Raw genomic sequence first — 24,823 nt, 5'->3', positions numbered from 1 at the left:
GAAGAACTATCGGTTTGCGGGCCATGTCACAAGAAATCTTTCAGTTTGCCCCCGGCTCCCGGCGCATGGCCGGAAACCGCCAGGGCATGGTCCTCGGCCAAACACGAAAACAGAAGATGGTCCTGCCACGCTCCATCGATCAGCAGATAGCTGCGCGCATAGCCTTCCCGGCGGAACCCGGCGTTCTCCAGAAGCCGGATCGATCGGTGATTATGCGGCAGGCAGGCAGCCTCCACCCGGTGAAGGTTCAGCACGTCAAAACAAAACGGCAAAACCAAGGACACGGCCGCCGACATGTGCCCGCGGCCCGCGTAAGGCGCGCCCATCCAATAGCCGAGCGTGACGCTCTGGCTGACGCCCCGGCGGATGTTCGACAGGGTCAGGCCGCCGAGCAGCTCGTCAGAGCGGCGGTGAAACAACAAGAAGGGATGGCTTCGGCCCTCGCGCCGTTCCCTGGCATACCGGCGCAGACGCCGCCGGAAGCCGGCCTTGGTCAAATCGTCCTTGGGCCAGATCGGCTCCCAAGGCTTCAAGAACTCCCGGCTGCCGGCCCTCAAGGCCGCCCAGGCGGGAAAGTCCGACATGACCGGCGGACGCAGATAATAAGTCTCGTTTTCAACGCGCGGATCAGCATCCATTGCCAGGGAGGCCCGAAGCAACGCCATGCGCCCCTCCGCCCCTACATGGACGCGGCACGCAAGACGGGCGTGCTCAGGTAACTGGCGATATCAGACGCGCTCATCACGTCCTCCACGGGGCCGACCACAGACAATGTCGGAACGCTGTTCAAGAACGTCTCCTGCGCCACCCGCCGGATATCGGCGCTGGTCACAGCCTCGATCCGGGCCGACACTTCGTCAAGCGTGAGCACCCGGCCGTGCACCAGGATCTGGCGCGCGATCTGACCGGCGCGGGCGGCCGGGCTTTCCAGAGCCATCATCAGACCGGCCCGGATCTGGGCCCGTGAGCGCGCCACTTCCGCGTCCGATATCGTTTCCCCGGCGGACCGCAATTCATCCAAGATCATCGGCATGAGCGCGGGCACGTCCTCGCGGCTGGTGGCCGCATGAAGGCCAAACAACCCGGTGTCCGAGAACGCCCAGTGGAAACTGTAGATCGCGTAGCATAGCCCATGCTTTTCGCGAATTTCCTGAAACAAGCGCGAAGACATACCGCCGCCAAGGACAGAGGCGAGGATCTGGACGGCATAGTAGTCCCGCGATTTGTAGGGACGCCCCTCGAACCCGATCAGGATCTGGGCTTCCATCAGGTCCTTGACGGCCCGGCGCTCTCCGCCGCGGTACCGCGCCGGGCTTTCCGTCTCGGCGGGCCCAGCTTCGATCTTGTCGAACTTTTCTTCCGCCAGCGCCACGATCTGATCATGGTCAACAGCGCCGGCCGCCGACAACACCAGGTCCGGGCCGCGGTAGCGCTGTTTCAGGTAGCTGTGCAGCGCGTCCTCCGAAAAGCTCAGCACCGTTTCGGGCGTTCCCAGGATCGGCCGTCCAATCGGCTGGTCGGGCCAGGCGGCTGCCTGGAAAAAGTCGAAAGCGAGATCTTCCGGGCTGTCCGCCGCCGCGCCGATTTCCTGAAGGATCACGTGCTGCTCGCGGCGCAGTTCCTCCTTGTCGAAGGCCGAATTCTGCAAGATATCGGCAAGCAGATCGACCGCAAGGGGCACGTCTTCCGCCAGGACCCGCGCATAGTAGTTGGTGTGCTCGATGCTGGTCGATGCGTTCAGTTCACCGCCAACCGCTTCAATCTCTTCCGCGATCCGGCGCGCCGAGCGCGACGCGGTTCCCTTGAAGGCCATATGCTCCAGCAGGTGGGTAATCCCGTTCTGATCAAGGTTTTCCGACCGGGAACCGGTCTTCACCCAAACACCGAGAGCAACGGTTTTGAGATGTGGCATCCGGTCGGTCACAACGGTGATCCCGTTGTCGAGGACGGTGGTTCTGACTTCCATTCCTAGACCCCGCTGCGCACGGCGCGCGCATGTTCTTCTATGTAGCTCTCAACCGCCGTCTGGTCGGCTGGCAGGATTTGCTGGCGCTCCTCCGCGCTCATCATCGGCTGAAGGTTTTCCGGCAGCGCCGGCCGGACGCCGCAGGCCGCTTCGACCGCGTCCGGGAACTTGGCCGGGTGGGCCGTGCCCAGAACCACCATGGGGACCTGCGGTGTCTCAAAAATCCCGGCAACTTCAACGCCGATAGCGGTGTGCGGATCCAGCAAATAGCCGGCATCCGCCAAGGTCGACTTGATCCGCGCTGCGGTCGCTTCCTCGTCGCTGCGGCCGGCATCGAAAAGGGACCTGATCTCCGCAAGCGCGGGTTCGGGAATGGCAAAGCTGCCCGACTGGCCGAGCTGCTGCATCATCCGCCGCACGGTTTGCCCGTCATGCCCGGTCGCCTCGCTCAACAGGCGCTCGAAATTCGACGAAACCTGGATGTCCATGGATGGTGACATCGTCGCGGTCACGCCCTGGGTCTCATACCGGCCGGTTTCGAGACACCGGGCCAGGATGTCGTTCCTGTTGGTCGCGATCACGAGGCGGTCGACCGGCAGACCCATCTTCCGTGCCGCGTAGCCGGCGAATATGTCACCGAAATTCCCGGTTGGCACCGTGAAGGACACGGGCCGGTGCGGAGCCCCAAGGGCGGCGGCCGAGACGAAATAATAGACGATCTGCGCCAGGATCCGCGCCCAGTTGATCGAGTTGACCCCGGACAGGGCCACGCGGTCCCGGAAGGCGAAATGATTAAACATCCCCTTCACGATGGCCTGGCAGTCATCGAAATTGCCGGTGAGCGCCAGCGCGTGCACATTCGGCTCGCTTGGCGTGGTCATTTGACGCCGCTGAACGGAAGATACTTTGCCATCGGGGAACAGAATGAAGATATCCGTTCGCTCGCGGCCCCGGAAGGCCTCGATGGCGGCCCCGCCCGTGTCGCCGGATGTGGCCCCGACGATGGTCGCGCGCATGCCGCGTTCGGCCAGGACATGGTCCATCAGCAGCCCCAGGAGCTGCATTGCCACATCCTTGAAAGCCAGCGTCGGACCGTGGAACAACTCCATCACGAACCGGTTCGGCCCCAACTGAACCAGGGGCGTCACCGCCGGGTGCCGGAAACTATCATAAGCCTGCCGGATCATGGACCGCAGGGCCGGGTCGGCAATGCTGTTTCCGACGAATGGCCGGATTACCTCATAGGCCACTTCGTGATACGGGCGGCCCGCGAAAGACGCGATGGTCTTTGCATCGAGTTGCGGCCATTCCTGTGGCAGATACAAGCCGCCGTCCCGTGCCAGTCCTTGTAACAGTACATCGGAAAAGTCGAGCGTAGGCGCATCGCCGCGGGTGCTGAAGTATTTCACCGCGCCCCTTGCCTCCAATTTGTTTGTCTTTTTGGAGCCAACGCTCCTTCAGCGGACAACACTAGCCCATGCGGCCGCCAAATCAAACCGATAGAAAGACAGGTTTTTCGCCTTTTCGCAGCAGTGTTAAACGCGGCCCCGGGCCGGCGCGGCGCGGCGCCCTCGGCTCAGGCGTGACCCGCGTCGCCGAAAAGCATCGCCGGATCGATCCCGATGGATTGAAGGGCGCGCTTCCATTTGGTTTCCGGATTCGCATCGAAAACCAGTCCTGGGTCCGCAGGTCCAGTCAGCCAGCCATTGGCCTGGATCTCCGTCTCCAGCTGCCCGGGAGCCCAGCCCGCGTAGCCGAGCGCGAGCATGGCCCGGCTCGGTCCCTCCCCGTCCGCCATGGCTCGCAGGATCTCGAGCGTCGCGGTGAGGCAGATCCCGTTGTCGATGGATACTGTCGAGCGCTCGATCTTGAAATCGTCCGTATGAAGCACGAAGCCCCGTTCGACCTCGACTGGCCCGCCCTTGTGGACATTCATCCCCCGCAGGCTGTTCGGCAGGCGGATCGCCGTTTCGTCATCCACGATATTGAGCTGGATCAGCAATTCCTCGAAGGACAGGTGCCGCGCGATCTGATTCAGGACGAGACCCATCGCGCCTTCGGAACTGTGCGAGCACAGATAGACGACGGCATGCGAAAATCGCCCATCCGTCATGTTCGGCATGGCGATCAGCATTTGTCCCTCAAGCGAGGAAATTCCCGGTTCGGTAGCCATTTCGCGCCTCCTGCGGACCAAGCACTCCGGTTCGTCCCTGCTTGAACTTAGCGCGGAAAGTCCCGAATGTTAACGGCGCCGGGGCTGCCAAGGTCCCGGTATTCACGCCAACGTCAACGGGATTGATCCGCCAAACCGCGGCGAACCCGTGACGGATCCCGCAGGGAAGAATAGAATCGGGCCATGAAAGACAGATTGTTTGCAACGATCGCCGCGGCGTGCCTGATCGCATCCGTCGAAGCGGAGGCCGGGCCTTCGCCCTGGGTTGAAGTCAAGGGCGGGGCGGTCCGGCTGATCAGCACCGGCGAACTGGAGGATGGACGGTACCGCGCCGGGCTGGAGTTTCTTCTGGACGCCGGGTGGCACACCTATTGGCGCTATCCGGGCGAAGCCGGCATCGCGCCGCAAATCACCCTTGCAGGATCGCAAAACCTCGCCTCGGCGGATGTCAGCTTCCCCGCGCCGACACGGTACGATGACGGCTTTTCCACGTCGATTGTCTATATGGAAGGTGTTGTCTTTCCGATTACGGTCATCCCGGAGGCGCCCGGCGACCCGGTCACTCTGACCGCTCGTGTGGAATTCGGGGTGTGCAAGGACGTTTGCGTGCCTGGTGAAGCCGAACTATCCCTCACCCTCAGCCCCGGAGAGACAAAAGACCGGCTCGCAGCCCGGCTCATCGACCGCGATCAGGACAGGGTCCCCAAGGTACAAACGGCCGATCCGCCACGGGTGTCCGGTATCGAGATCCTCAATCAAGGAGATAAGCCGGTGCTGGCGTTCACGGCGGACTTGAAGGAGCCGGCCTCCGAGAACATCGACCTGTTCGTGGAAGGCCCGGAGGGCTCGTATGTCGGGGTTCCAAAGCTCGCCCACAGGACCGGAAAGTCCGCCATGTGGACCCTTCCCCTGCACGGTCTTAAGGCCCTGCCCGGCCAGACGCCGGTCCGTGTCGTGATCATCGAGGACAGCACCGCCGTCGAGGCCACCCACTTTCTGGAAAGCGCTACACTGCGCCAATAAAGTGGCGATGAGGGGTCGACGCGCCCTGTCCTTGCGCCTATCTGGTGTGGCGAACCGACGCGCCCGCGGAGGTGTTTCCCGAAGGAGAGCAAGAAATGGCAATCAAGGTTGGTGACCGCCTGCCGGAGGCAACTTTTAAAATCATGACGGCCGATGGCCCGGGTGAAAAGACAACAAAAGAGCTGTTCGACGGAAAGACCGTCGTGCTTTTCGCGGTGCCTGGCGCATTCACGCCAACATGCCACATGAACCATCTTCCGGGGTTCGTTGAACATGCGGACACCATCAAGGCCAAAGGGGTCGACACCATCGCGGTCGTTGCCGTGAACGACCTGTTCGTCATGGATGCCTGGGCGAAGGCGTCCAATGCGAACGGCAAGGTCGAATTCCTGTCCGACACGGATGCCAGCTTCGTCAAGGCATTGGATCTGGGTCTCGACGCCCCGATCTTCGGGCATACCCGGGCGCAGCGTTTCGCGCTCATCGCCAAGGATGGCGAAGTCACTTTCCTTGCGGTCGAAGAAAGCCCCGGCGAAGCCACCGCAACGGGTGCTGCGGCAATCCTCGAAGCCCTTTAATATGCGAAAACCGGTCATGCGGAAGAAGCGTCCGCATGACCGTCACTGGTCTGCCGGCTCAGTCCGGGTGACCGGCATCCTTGCGGCGTCGCCAGGTGTGCGCCGCGTAGGCCATATACACCCCGGCCAAAGTGGCGGCGAGACCGAACCACGTCAAAGCATAGCCAAGGTGATCGTTCTTAAACCGGACGATGGTTTCGCCTGCCTGGGGCAAACCGGACGCAGGGGTATGCTGGACAGACAGGTCGACGCTGTAGGGGGCGAGATCCGGGCCGCCCATCTGGAGGGCTGCGGCCATCGCGTCGGTGTCGCGCGCGAACCAGGTATTGGTCTCAAGATCAGGCGCGGGCGTGGTCCAGTTTGGCTTCTCCGACAAGCGCAGCAAGCCGGTCAGATCCAACTTGCCTCCGGGCGGGGCAATGGCATCGGCACGGACTGCCTCGGGCAGGGCGTGCGGAATGAAGCCCCGATTGACCAGAACGGTCCAGCCCGCGTCGGTCACGAAGGGGCTGTAGACGAGATAGCCCGGACCATCGAATGGCCCGACCGAATTGGTGAGCGCCGTGTAATACAAGACGGCTCCCGGGACAAACTTGCCGGACAAACTTACATGCCGGTAGTCATCCGTCTCCGTCAGAGCGGACCATTCTGCCTTGTCCGGCGCCGATACGGGCGGTTTTTCGATATCGGCTTCCAGCCGCTCGATGAGAGCAGTTTTCCAGGCGAGGCGGTCGAGCTGCCAGAAGCCGAGATTGAGCAGAATGGCCAGTCCCCCGATGGCCGCAAGCGTTGGCAGAAGCAGGTGACGCCACCAGACAGGTTCCGGTTTGGGCAGCTCGCCGTTTGACCTTGCCTTAGTCGTCAAGTCTTCCCTCCTGGGCGTTGTGTTTGAACTGAAGCCCGATCATCAAGCCCTTCAGAGGGCGCAGGATCAGGCCGGCCAGAGCGATCGTGAGCGGAAACCAGAGAACCAGGTGAAGCCAGACCGGCGGCTGGTAGGAGAGTTCGACAAACAGCACGAGGCCAACAATCACGAAGCCGACGATCATGATGACGAAGACAGCCGGCCCGTCGCCGCTGTCGGCAAACTCGAAAGATTGGCCGCAGACCGAACAGGCCGGTTTGACGGTCAGAAAACCGCTGAACAGGCGACCGGAGCCGCACCGGGGGCAGTGACCGAGGAGCCCCGATTTCGCCGGATTGACCGGTTGCGCTGGTCGCTCGTCTCCCATGACGCCTTGTGCTCCTTGCCTCAAGTCAAAGCGCCCGGTCCGAGGCTCGGACCGGGCGCTGATCAGGAGCGGCTTATTGGCCGCTTCGGTGTCCGAGTGCGTCTTATGCGCCCCAAATATAGATGGCGACGAACAAGAACAACCACACCACGTCAACGAAATGCCAGTACCAGGCAGCCGCCTCGAAACCAAAGTGCTTCTGCGGCGTGAAGTGACCTGCGAGGGCCCGGCCAAGACAGACGGCCAGGAAGATGGTCCCGACGATCACGTGGAAGCCGTGAAAGCCTGTCGCCATGTAGAAGGTGGCGCCATAGATGTTGCCGCCGAAGGCGAAGGTGGCATGGGTGTACTCGTAAGCCTGGCAGATCGAGAACAGAACGCCGAGAATCACCGTCAGCGTGAGACCCCATTTCAACCCTTCCCGGTCATTGTGGAGAAGAGCGTGGTGCGCCCAGGTCACGGTCGTTCCCGACAGGAGCAGGATCAGCGTGTTCAGGAGCGGCAAATGCCAGGGATCGAACGTCTCGATGCCTTCCGGGGGCCAGACCCCGCCGGTGGCTTCCACGCGCTGGTAGTTGATCGCCTCGCCGGCGAACAGGGCAACGTCGAAATAGGCCCAGAACCAGGCGACGAAGAACATCACCTCTGAGGCGATGAAGAGGATCATGCCATAGCGCAGATGCAGGTTCACGACGCGGGTGTGATGGCCTTCCATCGATTCCTTCACAGTGTCGCGCCACCATGCGTACATCACGTACAGAACGATCGCGAGCCCGATGGCGAACAGACCCCAGCCGGTGAAATCAATACCGAACAGGTCGAAGCCGGTGTCCATGCGCATGAAGCCGATGGTCCCGATGGCGAGAATGAACGCCCCGACGGAGGCCAGGAACGGCCAGGGACTCGGGTCCACCAGATGGTAATCGTGGTTTTTGGTATGTGCCTCAGCCATAGGCTAGCTCCCCAACACAATGCCGCGCTTTTGCGCGTCTACTTCATAGATTCGTTTTAGGCTCTTCATCCGGGGCACCGGCGCGTGCCGCAAGCGGCGCGGTCGGCTCGTGGACCGGGAAGAAGGTATAGGACAACGTGATTTCCTTGACATGAGCGAGCTGCGGATCGTCGTTCATGGCAGGATCCACAAAGAACACCACCGGCATTTCCGCCGTTTCGCCCACCTCAAGGGGCTGCTCCGTGAAGCAGAAGCAATCCAGCTTGTTGAAATAGGCGCCAGCGGACAGCGGGGTGACGTTGAAGGTCGAGGTGCCGACTGTAGCGTTTTCGCCCACATTGGTCGCGAAATACAGCATCTCGCCCATCTCACCCATTTTCAGGGTGACGCTGCGTTTTTCCGGACCGAATTCCCAAGGCAGCGACCGGTTGATATTGCCGTCGAACCGGACGGTTACCATACGGTCGATCACTTCTTCGGACGCGGTTTCCGCCACTTGGGTCGTGCCGCCGAAGCCGGTGACACGGCAGAACAGGTCGTAGAGCGGGACGGCTGCATAGGCCGCCCCGATCATGAAACAGAACATGCCGGTGCAGGCGAGCGCCACCTTCAGGTTTTGCGTGTTGCCTTTCGGGCTCTGGTCGTTTTGCTCACTCATCTCGGTTCCTTACAAGGGACGGTTCAAGATGGCGGGGCCCATTTTGACAATGGTCACCGCGTAAAACAGGATCACAAGGCCGGCCAGCGTCAGCGCGATCGCGATCGAGCGCCCTTTCCGTTTCTTCTGTTGGTCCGGCGACAACCGGACCCCTTCGTCTTCTGTCGGCATCACAAGATCCTTCCGATCACGCTTTCCACGAAGAGCACGGCAAACAGCAGAAACAGGTAGTACAGCGAAAACTTGAACAACCTGATACAGGCCAGGCGTGCGGCGTCGCCCTCGCGCTTGCGCCAGACATCGAAGGACAAGGCCACGAAAGCCAGTCCCAGGCCTGCCGAGATCACGCCGTAGACCAGGCTCGCATATCCCAGAAGATAGGGCGCGACCCCGATCGGCGCCAGAAGAACAGCGTAGGCCAGAATATGATGACGGGTCACCATTTCCCCGTCGGTTACGGGAAGCATGGGAACGCCAGCGGTCTCGTAATCCCCCTTCTTGAACAGCGCGAGCGCCCAGAAATGGGGCGGCGTCCACATGAAGATGATGAGGAAGAGAACGACGCTTTCAAGGCTCACATCGCCGGTCACGGCGGCCCAGCCGATCATCGGCGGAAACGCGCCGGCCGCGCCGCCAATCACGATATTCTGCGGCGTGGAGCGCTTGAGCCACATGGTGTAGATCACGGCGTAGAAGAAGATGGTGAACGCCAGAAAGGCGCCCGCGAACCAGTTGACCAGAAGGCCAAGGGTCAGCACCGAGCCGATCGACAACGTCATCCCGAAGGCCAGTGCCTCGTCGGGCGTCACCTTGCCGGCCGGAATGGGGCGCTTGACCGTCCGGCTCATCACCCGGTCGATATCCGCGTCATACCACATGTTGAGAGCGCCGGAAGCGCCGGCCCCGACGGCGATGCACAACAGGGCAACGGCGGCGATCACGGGATGAACGGTTCCCGGCGCGAGCATCATGCCAACGAAAGCGGTAAAAATCACGAGCGACATGACGCGCGGTTTCAACAGCGCCACGTAGTCTCCAACTGAGCCGTCCCCGCCCCATTCGGAGGCGTTGATCGTCATTGTGTCCTGGCGGTCGGCAAGCGACATATCGGTCCCTAACATCGCGGTTTTCGTCTCGCGGCCTGGCGGACGTCCGCTTTTTCTTTTCGGTTTCTTTTCTTTTGGAACAACACCGCGTCGGTGTCCGACGCGGTGCCTTGCTCATTGCCCCCGGGGCGCAAAGGCCCCGGGGGTCGTCGGTCGCATCACTTGATCCGCGGCAGCGTCTCGAACTGGTGGAACGGCGGCGGCGAGGACAAGGTCCACTCCAGCGTCGTTGCCCCTTCGCCCCATGGGCTGTTGCCGGCGACCCGCTTCTTCGAGAAGGCTTCCACGATACCATACAGGAACACCAGGACCGCGAAGGCCGAGATGTAGGAACCAATCGAGGAGACGAAGTTCCAGCCGGCAAGCGCGTCCGGATAGTCCGCGTAGCGGCGCGGCATGCCGTTCAGCCCGAGGAAGTGCTGCGGGAAGAAGATCAGGTTCACGCCAATGAACGTGATCCAGAAATGCGCCTTCCCGATCGTCTCGTTGTACATGTAGCCGAACATCTTCGGGAACCAGTAGTACCAGGCCGCGAAGATCGCGAACACGGCGCCCAGCGACAGCACGTAGTGGAAGTGCGCCACAACGTAATAGGTGTCGTGGAAGGCACGGTCGAGACCCGCGTTGGCGAGCTGCACGCCGGTCACCCCGCCAACGGTGAACAGGAAGATGAAGCCGATCGCCCAGACCATCGGTGTCTTGAACTCGATGGAGCCGCCCCACATGGTCGCGATCCACGAGAAGATCTTCACCCCTGTGGGCACCGCGATCACCATCGTCGCCGCCACGAAGTAGGCCTGTGTCTCAGCCGACATGCCAACCGTGTACATGTGGTGCGCCCACACGATGAAGCCGACGACACCGATCGCGACCATGGCATAGGCCATTCCCAGGTAGCCGAAGATCGGCTTGCGCGAGAAGGTCGAGATGATGTGGCTGATGATGCCGAAGCCCGGCAGGATCAGGATGTACACTTCCGGGTGCCCGAAGAACCAGAACAGGTGTTGGAACAGGACCGGGTCGCCGCCGCCGGCCGGATCAAAGAACGTCGTTCCGAAGTTCCGGTCGGTCAGGAGCATGGTGATGGCGCCGGCCAGGACCGGCAGCGAGAGCAGCAGTAGGAACGCGGTGATCAGCACCGACCATGCGAACAGCGGCATTTTGTGCAGGGTCATGCCCGGCGCGCGCATGTTGAAGATGGTGGTGATGAAGTTGATCGCGCCGAGGATCGAGGACGCGCCCGCGATGTGCAGCGACAGGATCGCCAGATCCATTGCCGGGCCGGGCTGGCCGGACGTCGACAGCGGCGGGTAGATCGTCCAGCCGCCACCAACACCGTAACCGCCCGGAGGCCCTTCGACGAACAGCGAAAGGATGAGCAGCAGGAAGGCCGGCGGAAGAAGCCAGAACGAAATGTTGTTCATCCGCGGGAACGCCATGTCCGGGGCGCCGATCATGATCGGCACGAAGTAGTTAGCGAAGCCCCCGATCATCGCGGGCATGACCATGAAGAAGATCATGATCAGGCCGTGCGCCGTGGTGAACACGTTGTACATGTGCGGGTTTGCGAAGATCTGCATACCCGGCTCTTGCAGTTCCATGCGGATGCCGACGCTCAGTGCGCCGCCGATGATCCCGGCCACGATGGCGAAGATCAAATACATGATACCGATATCTTTGTGGTTGGTGGAATAGACCCACCGGCGCCATCCTGTCGGATGGTCATGCGCTGCATGGACGTCAGTCGCAGCCATGGCGTGCTCCCTCTTCAGTAAACATCAGGCGGGGCGCATCGCGCCGCGCCGCCAATCCAGTGCCGCAGCGGTTAGTTCGCCGCGACGTTGTTTTCGCCCGTTTCTTCCAGCGCCGCGACCTTCTTGTCCGCCGCGATGGCCGCCATCAACTGCTGGTTCGCCGCATCGACGTCCTGCGGGGCGAGCGCGGCCCACTGATCGTATTGCTCCTGGCTCACCACACGGATGGCAATCGGCATGAACGCGTGGAGGTCACCGCAGAGCTCCGAACACTGGCCGTAGTAGATGCCCTCTTCACGGGCGTGGAACCAGGTCTCGTTCAACCGCCCCGGGATGGCGTCGATCTTCAGACCCATCGCCGGCATCGCGAACGCATGGATCACGTCGGCGGCGGTGACCTGCAGGCGGACGGTGGTATCGACAGGCACCACCATATCATGCGTCACGGCTAGAAGGCGCGGCACCTCGTTGAGTGTCACGCCGCGCTCGTCGGCGAATTGCTGACGGGCTTGCGTGTCGGCGGCGGAATCGCGGGCGTCTCCGACCATGAAGGAATCGAAGTAGAGTCCGCTCATGTTTTCGTCGGTGTATTCGTAGCCCCAGTACCACTGATAGCCGATGGCCTTCACCGTCATGTCGTATTCGGGGATTTCCAGCTGCTTGTAGAGCAGGCGGAACGACGGAATGGCGATCACCACCAGGATCAAGATGGGTGCCACCGTCCAGGCGATCTCGATCATGGTGTTGTGCGAGGTCCGCGACGGCACCGGGTTCGACTTCGCATTGTAGCGCACCATGACCCAGATCAGGAGCGCAAGCACGAACAGGGTGACCAGCGTAATGATCACCAGGGTCATGTTGTTGAACCAGGTAATGTCATCCATCACCTCGGTGACGGACGATTGAAATCCAAGCTGCCAGTTATGTAGGTCAGCTTCTCCAGCCAATGCAGCTGTTGCCGCACCGGCAAATGTGACCGCGGCTGCGGCCCAACCCATGAGACGCTTGAAGACTGCCTTCACGTCTGCACTCCCTTCCTCGGCCACGCTCGGGCGCGGCGCACTCTCGACACCCGCGAAACCTTTCGGTCCCATTCCAGTTGTCCAACGGCTTCCCGACCAAAACAAGCGGGGGATCCGTGATCCGCCACCGGCGGCGCGGCACTTATAGCCGTGAAAATAAACCACAGCCAATGAACTAGCGCGATGGAGCCGAACGTTGAAGCGGCGATCTGCCGCATCAAACTCTGGACAATGTTCCGGCGCACAAAAACCACAAGAAGCGCCGGGCTGCAACGGTTATAAGTCCGTTTTCATGCGTATGCCGACAGAGGTATTAATTGATCCGTGTCAAGGACACGAGATTATCTGCGCAAAAGTACCAATCACTGTCGTTTCGAAGTCCGGCTGACTATCCGGGGCTGGCAATGGCAAGGTCCATCGGGCAATGTCGGAGCAACCAAACAGTTCGATTCGCCAATGGCTGGCTTGAGCCAGACAGACAAGAACCGCATGAAGAGTTCGGAGGATCCCTTGACGACCTCGCCGTTTCAAAACCGTTCGCCGTCCCGCGCCGAACCCGGGGACCGCAGACCAATGCACGCGTTCCAGACCCTGGGCAAAGCTGCCATGACCTTCGCATTGGTTGCAAGTCTGGGCTCACCGGCACTCGCCCAGGGTGAGGTCAAGGCAACCCATGGCGACTGGCAACTGCGGTGCGACACTCCTCCGGGGGCCAGCGGAGAGCAATGCGCGCTGATTCAAAATGTCACAGCGGAAGACCGGGAGAATGTCGGGCTCTCCGTCATTGTGTTGAAGACGGCCGACCAGCAGGCCCGGATATTGCGCGTTCTGGCACCACTCGGCGTGTTGCTGCCCTCCGGTCTCGGCTTGCGGGTCGACGATGTGGATATCGGCCGGGCCGGGTTCGTGAGGTGCCTGCCCAATGGATGCATCGCCGAAGTGATCCTCGAAGATGAGCTTCTGGGCAAATTGCGGGCGGGGGCTCAGGCAACTTTCATCATTTTCCAGACCCCTGAAGAAGGGATCGGAATTCCGATCTCCCTGAACGGCTTCTCCGCCGGGTTCGAGGCCCTGCCTTGAGCATCTCCTGACAAGATTGAAGCGCGGCGGCGGCGGAAGCCTTGCCCGAGGCGGGGCCGTTATCCCTTCAAGGGGGACTGCGCCGCGTCCGCCGGTTCGCGCGGGGTCACGCCATGCAAGCGGTCTGTGCCGGCATGGAGTCCTTCCGCAAGCTGGATTTCCAGGCGCTCGGCATCGCGGCGGCGCACATCCTTGTCGATCGCCTCGATACGATCGGACGGCGCGCCCAGTTCCGACAGCGCCGCACGGCCGAAGGCAAGACTTGATTCGAACGTTTCGCGGATCTGGAAATCGACCCCCTTCTGCGTCAGCGCCAGAGCGTGGGCCCGGTCGGTTGCGCGGCAAAACAGTTTGGCTTTCGGGAACTCTCCGCGGATCAGGTCGATGGCGTGACCCATCACCTTGTCGTTTTCAATGCACATGCCGATAAGGGCCGCCTTGCCGGCCCCCGCAGCGCCCAGGACATCCGCCCGCGTCGCGTCGCCAAAATAGACCTTGTAGCCCAGCTTGCGCGCATCGGCGATGCGGTCGGGCTGATTGTCGATCGCGGTGATTTCGATCCCGTCGCTGGTCAGCATCTGGGCCACGGTCATCCCGAACCGGCCGAACCCGATCACCAGAACGGTGGGAGCGGCCTCCTCGAAGGTTTCCACCGGCGGGTTTTCAACGCCGCGCGCCTTAAAGCGCACCGCCACGAAATCGAGGGCGAGGCAGGCGACCGGGGTCAGCAACATGCTCAGGATCACGATGGCGTTCAGGGTATTGGCCGTTCGGAAATCAAAGATTTGCGACCCGACAGCCGCCGTGAACAGAACAAAAGCGAATTCGCCGCCCTGCGGCAGGGTGACCGCGACCCGCAAGGCATCCGAGTTCGACGACCCGGTCCAGCGTGTCAGCGCCCACAGGAACGTTCCCTTGACCGCCATCAGCACGACCACGCCGCCCGCGATGAAGGCAAGGTTGTCGAGTAGGACCGTGAAATCGAGGGACATGCCGACAGCGACGAAGAACAGGCCCATCAACAAGGAACGGAACGGCTCGATATCGGCTTCCAGGGTATGGCGGAAGCTGGATTCGGCGAGCAGGACGCCGGCCAGGAAAGCCCCGAGCGCCATGGACAATCCAACGGCATGCATGATGCCCGCGCTGCCCAGCGCCACCAGCAAGGCCGCCGACAGCATCACTTCCCGCGCGCGGCTCGCCGCGAGAAAATGAAACAGCGGGGACACAAGATAGCGGCCGGCAAAGATCACCGCGGCGACCGCGGCCAGAACCGTTCCAATTTCCCTTAAGATATCGAAAAACGTGCCCCCGTCATCGGCAGGGGCCAAGATCGCCACCATCGCCAGAAGCGGGACGATCGCCATATCCTGCAGCAGCAAGATGCCGAACGCCCTTTGGCCATAGGGCGAGGACAACTGGCCCCTCTCCTGCAGGATCTGCAAGGCGAAGGCCGTGGACGACAGGGCAAGGCCCATTCCGGCCACGAGCGCGGCTTCAAAGGCAAATCCGGCCGCCCAAGCAGCGGCAAAAAGCGTCAGACCCGTCAGAACAACTTGCGCGGTGCCCAATCCGAATATGTCGCGCCGCATGCGCCAGAGCTTCTTGGGGTCCAGTTCCAGGCCGATCACGAACAGAAGGAGGACCACGCCGAGTTCGGCGACGTGAAGCACATCCTCGCCAGACCCAAGCAATGCAAAACCGAATGGACCAATCACGGCCCCGGCGGCCAGATAACCGACAACCGAACCCAGCCCGAGCCGTTTCGCAATCGGGACGGCAACCACCGTTGCAGCGAGAAAGACGATCGATTCCGCGAAGAACGGCGGTGCAGATTCCGCTGCCATGAGCTTTCCAGAACTGACGAGACACGTGAAGCTGTCAAGCGCCGGTCAAGGGGTCCTGTCCGGCGCTCGAAAAGCTACCGCGACAAGCCGCGATTCTCCTTGAGCTATCGCAAGCACCAAATGAACGTTGTCAGACCGCCGTCCCGCCCACTGTAAGGCCATTGATGCGCATGGACGGCTGGCCAACACCCACGGGCACGCCTTGCCCCTGCTTGCCGCAGGTCCCCATACCCGGGTCGAGTTTCATGTCATTGCCGATCATGCTGACGCGGGTCAAAGCGTCCGGACCGTTGCCGATCAGCATCGCGCCCTTGACCGGGGCGCCGATCTTGCCGTTCTCCACCTTGTAGGCTTCCGTGCAGGAAAACACGAACTTGCCCGATGTGATGTCGACCTGGCCGCCCCCGAACGATACCGCATAAAGCCCGTTCTTGACCGAGGACAGGATTTCCTGCGGATCCTTGTCCCCGTTCGCCATGATCGTGTTGGTCATGCGCGGCATCGGAATGTGGGCATAGGACTGGCGCCGCCCGTTGCCGGTGGGCTCCATACCCATCAGCCGGGCGTTCTGCCGGTCCTGCATGTAGCCGGTCAGAATGCCGTCTTCGATCAAAACCGTGCGGGAGGACGGCGTGCCCTCGTCATCAACGGACAGGGATCCGCGCCTGTCCGCGATCGTCCCGTCATCGACAATCGTCACGCCGGGCGCGGCAACGCGCTGGCCCATCAAGCCTGAAAACGCCGACGTCTTCTTGCGGTTGAAGTCGCCTTCAAGTCCATGGCCAACCGCTTCGTGCAGCAATATCCCGGGCCAGCCGGGTCCGAGAACCACGTCAAACGTGCCCGCGGGCGCCGGCACGGCTTCCAGATTGACCAGCGCCTGGCGCAGGGCCTCGTCCACGCCGGCCCGCCAGTTTTCGGGCGCGATATAATGATCAAAGGCCTGGCGCCCGCCGCATCCGAACGAGCCGCTTTCCTGACGGTCGCCCTCTCCCGCGACCACCGAGATGCTCAACCGGACCATCGGGCGAACATCCCGCACACGGTGGCCGTCGGCCCGCAGGATGTCGACCACCTGCCAGGACCCCGCGAGCGAGGCGCTGACCTGCCGGACACGAGGATCCTTGTCGCGCGCATAGCGATCGATGTCCTGCAGCAGCTTGACTTTCTGCTCGAAGGACGGCGACCCGAGCGGGTTCAGATCCGTGTACAAATGCGCATTGGTGCGCGCCGGGGCCGCGGCATAGCTGCCGCTGTGCCCGGCCTTCACGGCACTGACCGCCGACGCCGCCCGCATCAGCGCGGATTCGGAAATGTCCCCGGCATGGGCATAGCCCGCCGCCTCGCCCGCGACAGCGCGAAGTCCGAACCCTTGCGTCGTGTCGTAGTTCGCCGCCTTCAAACGTCCGTTGTCGAACACAAGGCCCTCGGTTTGGCGGTATTCCACGTACAACTCGCCATCGTCGGCGCCCGCCAGGGCATCCGCCGTGATCCGCAGCGCGGTTTCAAGGCCAAGGCCCGAGGTTTCGAGAAGGTCCAGGTTCGTATCGGCCATAGGTCAAGCGTGTCCTGTCTGGATCGGCGGGCGCGGAAACGGAAACGGCTTTGCCCGGCCGCCGGTCGATCTTGAGATGTGGAAGCATGATGCGCGGCTTCTGCGAACGCCCCATGCGCTATGCGCTTCAGCGCGCTCCCTTTTCGTGTAACATTGCCTTTTGGTGTAACATAAGGTGCCTTTGCGGATTTGCCCACCGGGCAGATACAGCGGGGCGGAGCACTTGAAACCTCTCCCGGTCATGCCGTATGAGGCGGTCAAGATGCTGAGACAACTCTGGTGCGGCCATGAACCGTTATGAAAATCCCCGGATGCCCAATGAAGCGCGCGTCCGTTATCTCGATGGCGACTATCAGGTCGAGTCCCCCGGCAATTTCGTGCGCTGCGCCGTCACCAACACTCCCATTCCGCTCGACGAGCTGAAGTACTGGTCCGTCAAGCACCAGGAAGCCTATGTCGATGCTTCGGCGTCCCTGAAGCGCTACACCGAGGAACGGGAACGCTCGCGCTGACGCGGCACTTGTGGCCGGGCTACCGGGTGGCGCCAGACTGAAAACTGCGGCTCCGCAAGGTCTGCCGCACGAGCCCCTTCAGCCGGGCCGGGTCGTCAACATGCATGGCCACCGCGAGGGTTTCGGTCCGGTTTTCAAGCCAGCGAAAAATTTCGGATCGCGAGGTTTCGATCCGGACCATGTCCTTTTCGGTGGTGACCAGTTGCAAGTCCTCCGATTCGGCCTGGCGCAACAGCTCCGACGCATCCTTCTCCGTAAAGGCATGGTGATCGGAAAAGCTCCGCGTTTTGCGCAGATCCAGACCGAGCCCGGTCAGGGTCGAGAAAAATTTCCCGGGCCGCCCAATCCCGGCAAAGGCGAACAAGGGCAGCCCCGCAAGATGCCCGCTTTCTCCCGCGGTCAAACCGGCCTTGAGGATCGGGACCCCCTTGCGTCCGGCATGGTGGAGGACCTTGCCGGCCCGATCCCCGTCTCCCACAATCACCAGAACGTCCGTTTGGCGCATCTGTGTTTCCAAAGGTGCCCGCAAGGGACCCGCCGGAATGCACAACCCATTTCCCACACCGGTTTGGGCGTCCACCAGAACGAGCCTGAGGTCCTTCTTGAGATCCGGGTTCTGAAAGCCGTCATCCATGACCAGGATATCGATGGCCTGCTGCTCCGCCAGATGGGCACCGGCCACACGGTCGCGGGCCACAACCGTCGGTCCCGATTGCGCCAGCAGCAGGGCCTCGTCCCCGACGTCCTGGCTCGCATGGGTTTGCGGATCCACCAAGACGGGCCCCGGCAGGCGGCCGCCATGGCCCCGCAACAAAAACCCCGGCCTGTGACCGTCCGCCGCCAACAGCTCGGCAAGCATCAGCGAAAACGGTGTCTTGCCGGCCCCGCCGGCAACGTAGTTGCCGATACAGATGACCGGCAGCCGGCTTTCGCCCCTGGGCGCGCGCATCATCCGCCGGCCGGCCACCAGCCCATACACCCAGCCGATTGGAAACAGGGCCATCGCCTTGAAGGAGAACCGTGCCGACCACCAGAAGCTGGGTGCTTGCATGGCGGCTACTCCCCGCCCACCCGCCCGGACGGCGGAAGAAACGGCCCCAACAAGGACAAACACCGGCTCAAGGCGCCACGCCCCTCCTCGACAATCTCCAAAGCCCTGGAAATCTGGGTGGCCCGGGCCGGTCCGTTCTCGAACAACGCCTGAACCGGCCGTGCGAGCATCGAGGGGCTGTCCACCTTCACAGCGGCCCCGTTGTCCCATAGGTGCTTGTAGAGGGTTCGGGCATTCGCGACTTTCGGACCTGAAACAAGCGCCGCCTTGAAACGGATGGCCTCGACGGGATTGTGCCCGCCGACCTCGGCGAAAGACCCGCCGAGAAACGCGATCGGGACAGCACTGTAGAGCGTGTTCATCTCGCCAAGCGTATCACAGAGATAAAGCCGATGGCCTGGACCGGGCAAGTCGCCGGTAGAACGCACGGCAAAAGGCAGCCCGGCGGCTTCCAATTCGCGGATAATCGTCTCCCGCCGGTCCGGATGCCGGGGTGCTAGCAGCAAAAGACTGTCGGGATGGCTTTTCAGGATTTCCCGATGCGCCGCGAGCGCAATCTCCTCCTCACCCGGATGGGTCAAGGCGGCCAGCCATACCGGACGGGTTCCAAGCGCGCGTTTCAGATCCGACAGGGCGCGGGGATCGGGAGTGGGAAGATCGGCGTCGAATTTCAGGTTTCCGGCGAAAGTCACCGTCTTGACGCCGAGGGAGGCGAAGCGGCCCTCATCGGCGCGGGACTGGGCGAGAATGAGATCAAAATGGCCAAGCAAATCCGTGGCGGCCGCGCCCAGACGCTTCCACGAGCGCACCGAGCGGACCGACAAGCGCGCGTTGACAAGGATGGTCCGGCAACGGCGGGTGCGCAAGCCGTTGAGGATCGCGGGCCAGATCTCCGATTCCACGAAAAGCGCAAGCGATGGCCGCCAGTGATCGAGAAACCGGTCAACGAAGGACGGGCTGTCGAAAGGTACGAATTGATGGCCGGCTCCCTCCGGCAGATTGCGCGCGGCAATTTCAGCGGAGGTTCTGGTGACGGTGGTCAGCAAAACGAAGTAACCGCGGTCCGTCAGCGCGCTGATCAGCGGCAGGACGGAATTGGTCTCCCCGACACTTGCCGCATGAACCCAGATCACGCTGCCGGACGGGCGCGGCTGACTGGCCCAGCCGAATTTTTCCCCGCCGCGCACCTTTTCGTCTTTGCCGCGGGACACGCGAACCTTGTGCACGATCCGGTACACCGGGGCGGCCAATCGCGCCAGCAGGAGATAAAGACGAAGCAGGATGGGCGGCCGGATCCCCATGCTACCGTCCGACGAGTTCGTAGGCTCGGCGCGTGGTGGCGTTCAAGCCCTCCTCGACCGATTGGCGGACCCTTTCCAGTTCATCATCTTCCATATCGGACCCGACATGGATCGGTTCGCCGTAGGCGATGGCACCGCGCCCAAAGGGCAGGTTTATGCTGGCCTTATCCCATGAATTCAGTTCGATGCTCCGGCTGGTTGCGACCGCCACCGGCAAAATCGGCCGGCCGGAGTGCTTGGCGAGTTGGACGATGCCGATGCCGGCGACACGGGCTGGACCCTTGGGCACGTCGGCGGTCAGGGCGACGCTGGCGCCCTCTTTGAGCGCGCGCATGGCCTCGATGAAGCCGCGCATCCCGCCGCGCTTGCGGATCTGCCGGCTCTGCTGGCTGCCCGAGGCCCGGATAAGCCCCAGACCCAGCTTTTCCGCCGCGATGGCATTGATTTCCCCATCGGCCGAACGGGAAATCATCACCTTGACCGGCCAGCCATCGGGCCGCGAGAAAGGCATCATGAAATGCTGCCCGTGCCACATGGCGACGATATATGGCAGTCCGGGCTGGATTTTCGGATACACCCCTTCCGGATCCACCGCGAACCGGTTGGTGCGGTAGACGAACTTCAGGTATCCAGCCAGGAGTGAACCGATACCCTTCAGCACGAGGGGGTGCCGGCCGACGGATTTGAGCATGTCTTTTTTGTTTCTTGGTTGGGCCCGACCCTGTCAGACCGCCGCATCGGGGTCCAGAAGGCGATGCATGTGCACGATGAAATACCGCATGTGGGCATTGTCGACGGTTGCCTGGGCTTTCGCCTTCCAGGCCGTGTACGCCTCGGCGTAGTTCGGATAAATGCCGACGATATCCAGTTCCTTGAGATCCCGGAAGGTGATGCCTTCCGGGCTTTCCAATTCGCCTCCAAACACCAGGTGGAGAAGCTGCTTCGGTGCGTCTTGATCGCTCATCGGCATGATCCTGGGAAACTCGGGTTTCGGTTCACATCACTCGACAATGCCGGATATCACGGTACGCGCGGCATCCAAGAGATTGCGCGGCCCGGCAACAAGCGCTGGGTGGCGGGTCTCCGGCTGATTGTACAGGCGCTGCCGCCCGACCAGATCGGTCAGCGCGCCGCCTGCTTCCTGCACCAAAAGGTCGGCGGCTGCAAGGTCCCAATCGCTTGGCCCGGACCGCGCGACCGCCACATCGACCCGGCCGGCCGCGACCAGGGCGAGCCGGTAGGCCAGCGAGCGGATATTGTCCGTCCGCTCAAATCCGGCCGCCGCGATCTGCTTGTTCGCCACAACGGAGTGGGGACCGCTCAACCTTGCGCCCGCGACCGAAACCTGGGAGGAGGCTTGAACGGGCACGCCATTCAATGTCGCGCCGCCGTGTTCGACCGCGCAAAACATCTCCTCCCGGACCGGACAGAACACGGCAGCCGAGACCGGCCGGCCCGCATCGACGACGGCGAGCGCGATCGTCCATTCATCGCCGCCCGCCAAAAAGGCGCGCGTTCCGTCAATGGGATCCGCCACGAAAGTCCGTCTGGCCGCGAGCCGCGACTTATCGTCAGCGGTTTCTTCCGACAGCCAGCCATAGGCGGGACGCTCAGAACGAAGGGTGCGGGCCAGCATCTGGTCCACCGCCATGTCCGCTTCCGAAACGGGCGACTTGTTGCCCTTGAACCAGGTCTTGGGATCCTGGCCGTAATAGGACATCGCCAGCTTCCCGGCCTCGCGCGCGGCCGAGACGAGCAGATCCAGATCCGCCTGATTCTCCGCCCCGGTCGCGGTTCCATCACGCACCGGCAAGAGCCATCCCTTCCACAAGGATCGAAGGGGTCGCCACCGAGTATCTTGCGTCCAAGTCGTTGCCGGGAACGAGCCGGGCGAACATTTCCTTCAAATTGCTGGCAATCGTGATCTCACTGACCGGAAAGGCGATCTCGCCGTTCTCGATCCAGAATCCGGCCGCCCCGCGCGAGTAGTCGCCGGTCACGCTGTTGACGCCCTGCCCGATCAGGTCGGTCACCAGCAAGCCGGTACCCATCTCTTTCATCATCTCCTCGAGCGACCGGCTGCCAGGTTCCAGGGTGAGGTTGGTCGATCCGGGAGACGTTCCCGATCCGCTCCGCTGGGCCCGGCCATTCGGTGTCAGGCCAAGCTCCCGGGCCGTTGCCGTGTCCAGGAACCAGTGCTTCAACACCCCGTTCTCGACCATGTTGAGAACCTCGGCCGCGGTCCCTTCCCCGTCGAAAGGCCGGGTTCCCGCCCCGCGCCGTTTGAAGGGATCGTCCACAATGCGGATGTCCGGCGAGAACACCGCCTCGCCCATCCGGTCCTTCAGGAAGCTCGTCTTGCGGGCAACCGCGGCGCCGTTGATGGCACCGGCAAAGTGGCCGACCAGACTGCGCGCGGCCCGGGACTCATAGATGACATCGACAGTTTGGGACGGCACTTTGCGGGGATTGACCCGGCGCACCGCGCGCTCCCCGGCCCGCCGCCCGATGGCTTCGGCCGGATCCATGTCTTCCAGAAACGTTCTGTAATCGTAGTCGAAGTCACGTTCCATGGCCGTGCCTTCGCCGGAAATCGCGGTCATCGACAACCCGTGGCGGGATGCCAGGTAGGATCCCGTGAAGCCGTGGCTCGTGGCCAGAACGACGCCCGCCAGCCGCCAGGACGCACCGGCCCCGCCGGATTTGGTCACCCCGGACACGGCCAGGCCCGCTTCTTCCGCCGCCCGAGCCCTGTCCGCCAGTTCCCCGGCAGTCGGCTCGACCGGATCCAGCAGTTCAAGCTCCGGCAGGGACATGAGCAGCCTGCCCTCGTCCGCGAGCCCTGCATATGGGTCTTCCGGCGCAGCCTTGGCCATGGCGACCGCCCGCTCGGCAAGCGCATCCATGTCCGAAAATGCATTGGACGAGGCCGCAGCGTAGCGTTTGCCGACAAACACCCGCAAGGTGATGTCATCGCCCTCCGCCCGGTCCGTTTCCTCGACCTTGCCATCGCGCACATCGACCGACAGCGCGGTCCCGGTGATGGCCACCACATCGCAGGCATCAGCGCCAGCGCGCTTCGCAGCCTCGACCATCGCGGCGGCTCGGGACACTAGTGCATCTTGATCAACGACATCTGACATGAGGCGAACTTTCCGGCTTGGAGAGGGTGTTGGGCAGATCTGATTTCCCGCAGAGTGTTTAAGGCCATGGGCGGGCGGCGGCAACCGCAAGCGCCGGCCAGGCGATCGCGCGATTCATCTTGGCTTCAAATGCGGGCGCTTCAATCCAATACGCATCCGGCGAAATATAGATATGAACACTTGATGAATCCAGAAGTGACACTCCAGTAACCGTCTTTCGAGGCAACGTATTCTTAACTGTAGTTTTTAAGTGCTCCATGACCCCTTTCTCATAGGGTTGGTTCCGTCGAACGGACAAAAAAACAAACAGGTCCGACGGAGAGGCAAATTGAGACGTCAAACAGTTCAGGACACACTCGAACACACCGGCCCCGGAACACAGACGCTTCCGGGGCCAGACTCCCTGCCCTTGCGTTTCGAGCGATGCGCCCCGGGATCGAATGTGCCCGGCGATATCTACCTCGATGCGGCGCAGGTCATCGTGAAGCGGCGCTCCGCAGGGGTTCCCCTCACGATTGTTGTTCCGATGTCCATGTTCGAGGGTGTGATGGTGTCGGTGGTTCCAGGCGACAGCTTCGGCACCGTGAAAGCCACCTTGAGCTTGCGCCATCGCGACCCGGCTTTGTGCATTCCGCTTGCGGAGACAACAAGTCCGGAGAGTCTTTCAACGATCTGGACGGCCTGGGCACGGCGCCTCGGGTTGCCGATGCTTGTCTGTGACCTCGGCGGCAACGTGCAGCCGATCGAAGCCTATAGTGTCAAGCGTGAAGCGCCGCCCGCGCCGCGCCGCCGTCTGCCGCTGCTGACCGGACGCCGGCCCCGTTTCCTGGTTCGCCGGATCACGGGACGCCCTGCCGAAACCATGAAGATCCACAGCCGGGAGCGGGAGATCATCGCCCGGGATTGAGCGGCGCCCGCCCTAGGCGCTTGCGATCAACGCGTCGGCGGCTAAACCGGCAAACACGATCCAGCCATACCGGGTGTTGGAGCGGAAGAGTTTCAGGCATTGGTCCGGGTCGTCGATATCCAGCACCAAGACTTGCCACAGCAGATGCGCCGCCCCGGCGGCGATCCCCACAAACGCGGCGGGGCCGGCATCGGCAAAGGCCGCCGCGAGCGCAAACAAGGCCGTCGCGCCGAGATAAAGCGCGACCAGGGCCGGTTTGGTCCGTGCGCCAAACAGGCGGGCCGTGGAGCGGACCCCGACAAGGGCGTCGTCCTCCTTGTCCTGATGGGCGTAAATCGTGTCATAGCCGATCGTCCAGCAAATCCCCCCCAGATACAGGAATACGGCTGGCCAGGCGAGGGATCCGAATTCGGCTGCCCAGCCCATCAAGGCGCCCCAGGAAAAGGCCAGACCGAGAAACAGCTGAGGCCAGTCCGTCACGCGCTTCATGAAGGGGTAGATCGCCACGACAGCAAGCGAGGCAATGCCAAGACCGATCGCGAAGCTGTTGAACTGGATCAGAACGAAAAAGCCGACCAATGCCTGGACAACCAGAAAAACCTTGGCTTGTTTGCGGCTGATCTGACCGGCCGGAATTGGGCGCGAGCGGGTCCGCTCCACCTGCCGGTCAATGTTTTCGTCCACAAGATCGTTGTAGGTGCAGCCGGCCCCGCGCATGGCGACCGCACCGATCAGGAACAGAAGCAAATGCCAAGGATTGGGCCAGGGATGCCCGGCCGCGATGGCGGCAAGGGCGGCGGACCACCAGCAGGGCCACAACAGCAACCACCATCCAATGGGCCGCTCCCACCGCGCCAACCGCGCATAGGGCCTGGCCCAGGAAGGCAAATGGGTGTCCACCCAATGTTGCTTGACCGCATCGTGGACGGGACCGGTGTCTTTCGTCGAAAACAGCATAGCGGG

Annotated in this window: 26 protein-coding genes; 5 read left to right on the top strand and 21 right to left on the bottom strand. The window is 62.5% G+C overall.

Going from position 1 to position 24,823, the window contains the following annotated elements:
• Positions 1-26 precede the first annotated feature (26 nt).
• The 4 genes from F0184_RS12820 to F0184_RS12805 all read right to left on the bottom strand — a co-directional run bounded on the left by F0184_RS12820 (position 27) and on the right by F0184_RS12805 (position 4,139).
• Positions 27-665 carry a GNAT family N-acetyltransferase gene (locus F0184_RS12820; RefSeq protein WP_150496582.1) on the bottom strand — a complete coding sequence of 213 codons (639 nt, stop codon included), beginning with the start codon at positions 663-665 and terminating at the stop codon, positions 27-29.
• A 14-nt stretch (positions 666-679) separates the two neighbouring features.
• A complete protein-coding gene (locus F0184_RS12815) occupies positions 680-1,966 on the bottom strand; it encodes a M16 family metallopeptidase (RefSeq protein WP_150496581.1) in 1,287 nt (428 codons plus the stop codon).
• 2 nt (positions 1,967-1,968) lie between these two features.
• The gene (thrC, locus tag F0184_RS12810) at positions 1,969-3,375 is read right to left on the bottom strand and encodes a threonine synthase (RefSeq protein ID WP_150496580.1); all 1,407 of its coding nucleotides are present in this window, start codon (positions 3,373-3,375) and stop codon (positions 1,969-1,971) included.
• Between the two features lie 167 nt (positions 3,376-3,542).
• Positions 3,543-4,139, bottom strand: coding sequence for a YqgE/AlgH family protein (locus tag F0184_RS12805; RefSeq protein WP_150496579.1), 597 nt, complete (start codon positions 4,137-4,139; stop codon positions 3,543-3,545).
• 183 nt (positions 4,140-4,322) lie between these two features.
• Here F0184_RS12805 and F0184_RS12800 point away from each other — a divergent pair, with 183 nt between their 5' ends.
• Together F0184_RS12800 and F0184_RS12795 are read left to right on the top strand one after the other, a co-directional pair.
• A complete protein-coding gene (locus F0184_RS12800; protein WP_150496578.1) occupies positions 4,323-5,162 on the top strand; it encodes a protein-disulfide reductase DsbD domain-containing protein in 840 nt (279 codons plus the stop codon).
• 95 nt (positions 5,163-5,257) lie between these two features.
• Positions 5,258-5,740: a peroxiredoxin gene (locus tag F0184_RS12795; protein WP_150496577.1), complete on the top strand. Its 483-nt coding sequence runs from the start codon at positions 5,258-5,260 to the stop codon at positions 5,738-5,740.
• A gap of 58 nt (positions 5,741-5,798) precedes the next feature.
• Here the strand turns inward: F0184_RS12795 and F0184_RS12790 are convergent, their stop codons facing one another.
• The 8 genes from F0184_RS12790 to coxB all read right to left on the bottom strand — a co-directional run bounded on the left by F0184_RS12790 (position 5,799) and on the right by coxB (position 12,440).
• Complete coding sequence (locus F0184_RS12790; protein WP_208998462.1) at positions 5,799-6,605, bottom strand: SURF1 family protein; 807 nt, start codon at positions 6,603-6,605, stop codon at positions 5,799-5,801.
• Positions 6,595-6,972, bottom strand: coding sequence for a DUF983 domain-containing protein (locus F0184_RS12785; RefSeq protein WP_150496576.1), 378 nt, complete (start codon positions 6,970-6,972; stop codon positions 6,595-6,597). The genes F0184_RS12790 and F0184_RS12785 overlap by 11 nt, the downstream gene beginning before the upstream one ends.
• A 103-nt stretch (positions 6,973-7,075) precedes the next feature.
• Positions 7,076-7,924: a cytochrome c oxidase subunit 3 gene (locus tag F0184_RS12780; protein WP_150496575.1), complete on the bottom strand. Its 849-nt coding sequence runs from the start codon at positions 7,922-7,924 to the stop codon at positions 7,076-7,078.
• A gap of 43 nt (positions 7,925-7,967) precedes the next feature.
• The gene (locus F0184_RS12775; protein ID WP_150496574.1) at positions 7,968-8,582 is read right to left on the bottom strand and encodes a cytochrome c oxidase assembly protein; all 615 of its coding nucleotides are present in this window, start codon (positions 8,580-8,582) and stop codon (positions 7,968-7,970) included.
• 9 nt (positions 8,583-8,591) lie between these two features.
• Complete coding sequence (locus tag F0184_RS20560) at positions 8,592-8,753, bottom strand: hypothetical protein (protein WP_172972101.1); 162 nt, start codon at positions 8,751-8,753, stop codon at positions 8,592-8,594.
• Positions 8,753-9,688, bottom strand: a complete 936-nt coding sequence (cyoE, locus tag F0184_RS12770; RefSeq protein ID WP_150496726.1) for a heme o synthase — start codon at positions 9,686-9,688, stop codon at positions 8,753-8,755. Before cyoE ends, F0184_RS20560 begins: the two co-directional genes overlap by 1 nt.
• Before the next feature lie 158 nt (positions 9,689-9,846).
• Positions 9,847-11,442, bottom strand: coding sequence for a cytochrome c oxidase subunit I (gene ctaD, locus F0184_RS12765; RefSeq protein WP_150496573.1), 1,596 nt, complete (start codon positions 11,440-11,442; stop codon positions 9,847-9,849).
• A 71-nt stretch (positions 11,443-11,513) separates the two neighbouring features.
• Positions 11,514-12,440, bottom strand: a complete 927-nt coding sequence (gene coxB, locus F0184_RS12760; protein ID WP_150496725.1) for a cytochrome c oxidase subunit II — start codon at positions 12,438-12,440, stop codon at positions 11,514-11,516.
• Between the two features lie 630 nt (positions 12,441-13,070).
• Between coxB and F0184_RS12755 the strand changes: the two genes are divergently transcribed.
• Positions 13,071-13,544 carry an invasion associated locus B family protein gene (locus F0184_RS12755; RefSeq protein WP_244299182.1) on the top strand — a complete coding sequence of 158 codons (474 nt, stop codon included), beginning with the start codon at positions 13,071-13,073 and terminating at the stop codon, positions 13,542-13,544.
• A 59-nt stretch (positions 13,545-13,603) separates the two neighbouring features.
• Here the strand turns inward: F0184_RS12755 and F0184_RS12750 are convergent, their stop codons facing one another.
• Both F0184_RS12750 and tldD read right to left on the bottom strand, forming a co-directional pair.
• On the bottom strand, positions 13,604-15,391 hold the full coding sequence (locus tag F0184_RS12750; protein ID WP_150496572.1) for a monovalent cation:proton antiporter-2 (CPA2) family protein: 1,788 nt from the start codon (positions 15,389-15,391) through the stop codon (positions 13,604-13,606).
• A gap of 130 nt (positions 15,392-15,521) precedes the next feature.
• Positions 15,522-16,946 carry a metalloprotease TldD gene (gene tldD, locus F0184_RS12745; protein ID WP_150496571.1) on the bottom strand — a complete coding sequence of 475 codons (1,425 nt, stop codon included), beginning with the start codon at positions 16,944-16,946 and terminating at the stop codon, positions 15,522-15,524.
• A 287-nt stretch (positions 16,947-17,233) separates the two neighbouring features.
• Between tldD and F0184_RS12740 the strand changes: the two genes are divergently transcribed.
• Positions 17,234-17,458 (top strand): DUF2093 domain-containing protein, encoded by a 225-nt coding sequence (locus F0184_RS12740; RefSeq protein ID WP_150496570.1) that lies wholly within the window; start codon positions 17,234-17,236, stop codon positions 17,456-17,458.
• A 19-nt stretch (positions 17,459-17,477) separates the two neighbouring features.
• On the opposite strand, the gene lpxK is transcribed toward F0184_RS12740, so the two are convergent.
• From lpxK to F0184_RS12710, 6 genes are read right to left on the bottom strand one after another with little or no spacing between them, the layout of a single operon-like run.
• On the bottom strand, positions 17,478-18,509 hold the full coding sequence (lpxK, locus tag F0184_RS12735) for a tetraacyldisaccharide 4'-kinase (RefSeq protein ID WP_150496569.1): 1,032 nt from the start codon (positions 18,507-18,509) through the stop codon (positions 17,478-17,480).
• Between the two features lie 5 nt (positions 18,510-18,514).
• Positions 18,515-19,810, bottom strand: a complete 1,296-nt coding sequence (locus F0184_RS12730; RefSeq protein ID WP_150496568.1) for a 3-deoxy-D-manno-octulosonic acid transferase — start codon at positions 19,808-19,810, stop codon at positions 18,515-18,517.
• A gap of 1 nt (position 19,811) precedes the next feature.
• Complete coding sequence (locus F0184_RS12725) at positions 19,812-20,501, bottom strand: lysophospholipid acyltransferase family protein (protein ID WP_150496567.1); 690 nt, start codon at positions 20,499-20,501, stop codon at positions 19,812-19,814.
• Positions 20,502-20,534: 33 nt separating this feature from the next.
• Positions 20,535-20,774, bottom strand: a complete 240-nt coding sequence (locus F0184_RS12720; RefSeq protein ID WP_150496566.1) for a DUF4170 domain-containing protein — start codon at positions 20,772-20,774, stop codon at positions 20,535-20,537.
• A gap of 36 nt (positions 20,775-20,810) precedes the next feature.
• A complete protein-coding gene (locus F0184_RS12715) occupies positions 20,811-21,617 on the bottom strand; it encodes a 3'(2'),5'-bisphosphate nucleotidase CysQ (protein WP_244299162.1) in 807 nt (268 codons plus the stop codon).
• A complete protein-coding gene (locus F0184_RS12710; protein ID WP_150496565.1) occupies positions 21,610-22,953 on the bottom strand; it encodes a TldD/PmbA family protein in 1,344 nt (447 codons plus the stop codon). Before F0184_RS12710 ends, F0184_RS12715 begins: the two co-directional genes overlap by 8 nt.
• Positions 22,954-23,281: 328 nt before the next feature.
• Here F0184_RS12710 and F0184_RS12705 point away from each other — a divergent pair, with 328 nt between their 5' ends.
• Entirely contained in the window at positions 23,282-23,860 is a 579-nt protein-coding gene (locus F0184_RS12705) for a DUF6101 family protein (protein WP_150496564.1), read from the top strand.
• Positions 23,861-23,872: 12 nt separating this feature from the next.
• On the opposite strand, the gene ubiA is transcribed toward F0184_RS12705, so the two are convergent.
• Positions 23,873-24,817, bottom strand: coding sequence for a 4-hydroxybenzoate octaprenyltransferase (gene ubiA, locus F0184_RS12700; RefSeq protein WP_150496563.1), 945 nt, complete (start codon positions 24,815-24,817; stop codon positions 23,873-23,875).
• Between the last annotated feature and the right edge of the window lie 6 nt (positions 24,818-24,823).

It is taken from the genome of Roseibium aquae (genome assembly GCF_008711285.1).
Classification (GTDB): domain Bacteria; phylum Pseudomonadota; class Alphaproteobacteria; order Rhizobiales; family Stappiaceae; genus Roseibium; species Roseibium aquae.
The sequence above is the reverse complement of the archived record's forward strand: the minus strand, read 5'-3'. Positions and strand labels throughout refer to the sequence as shown.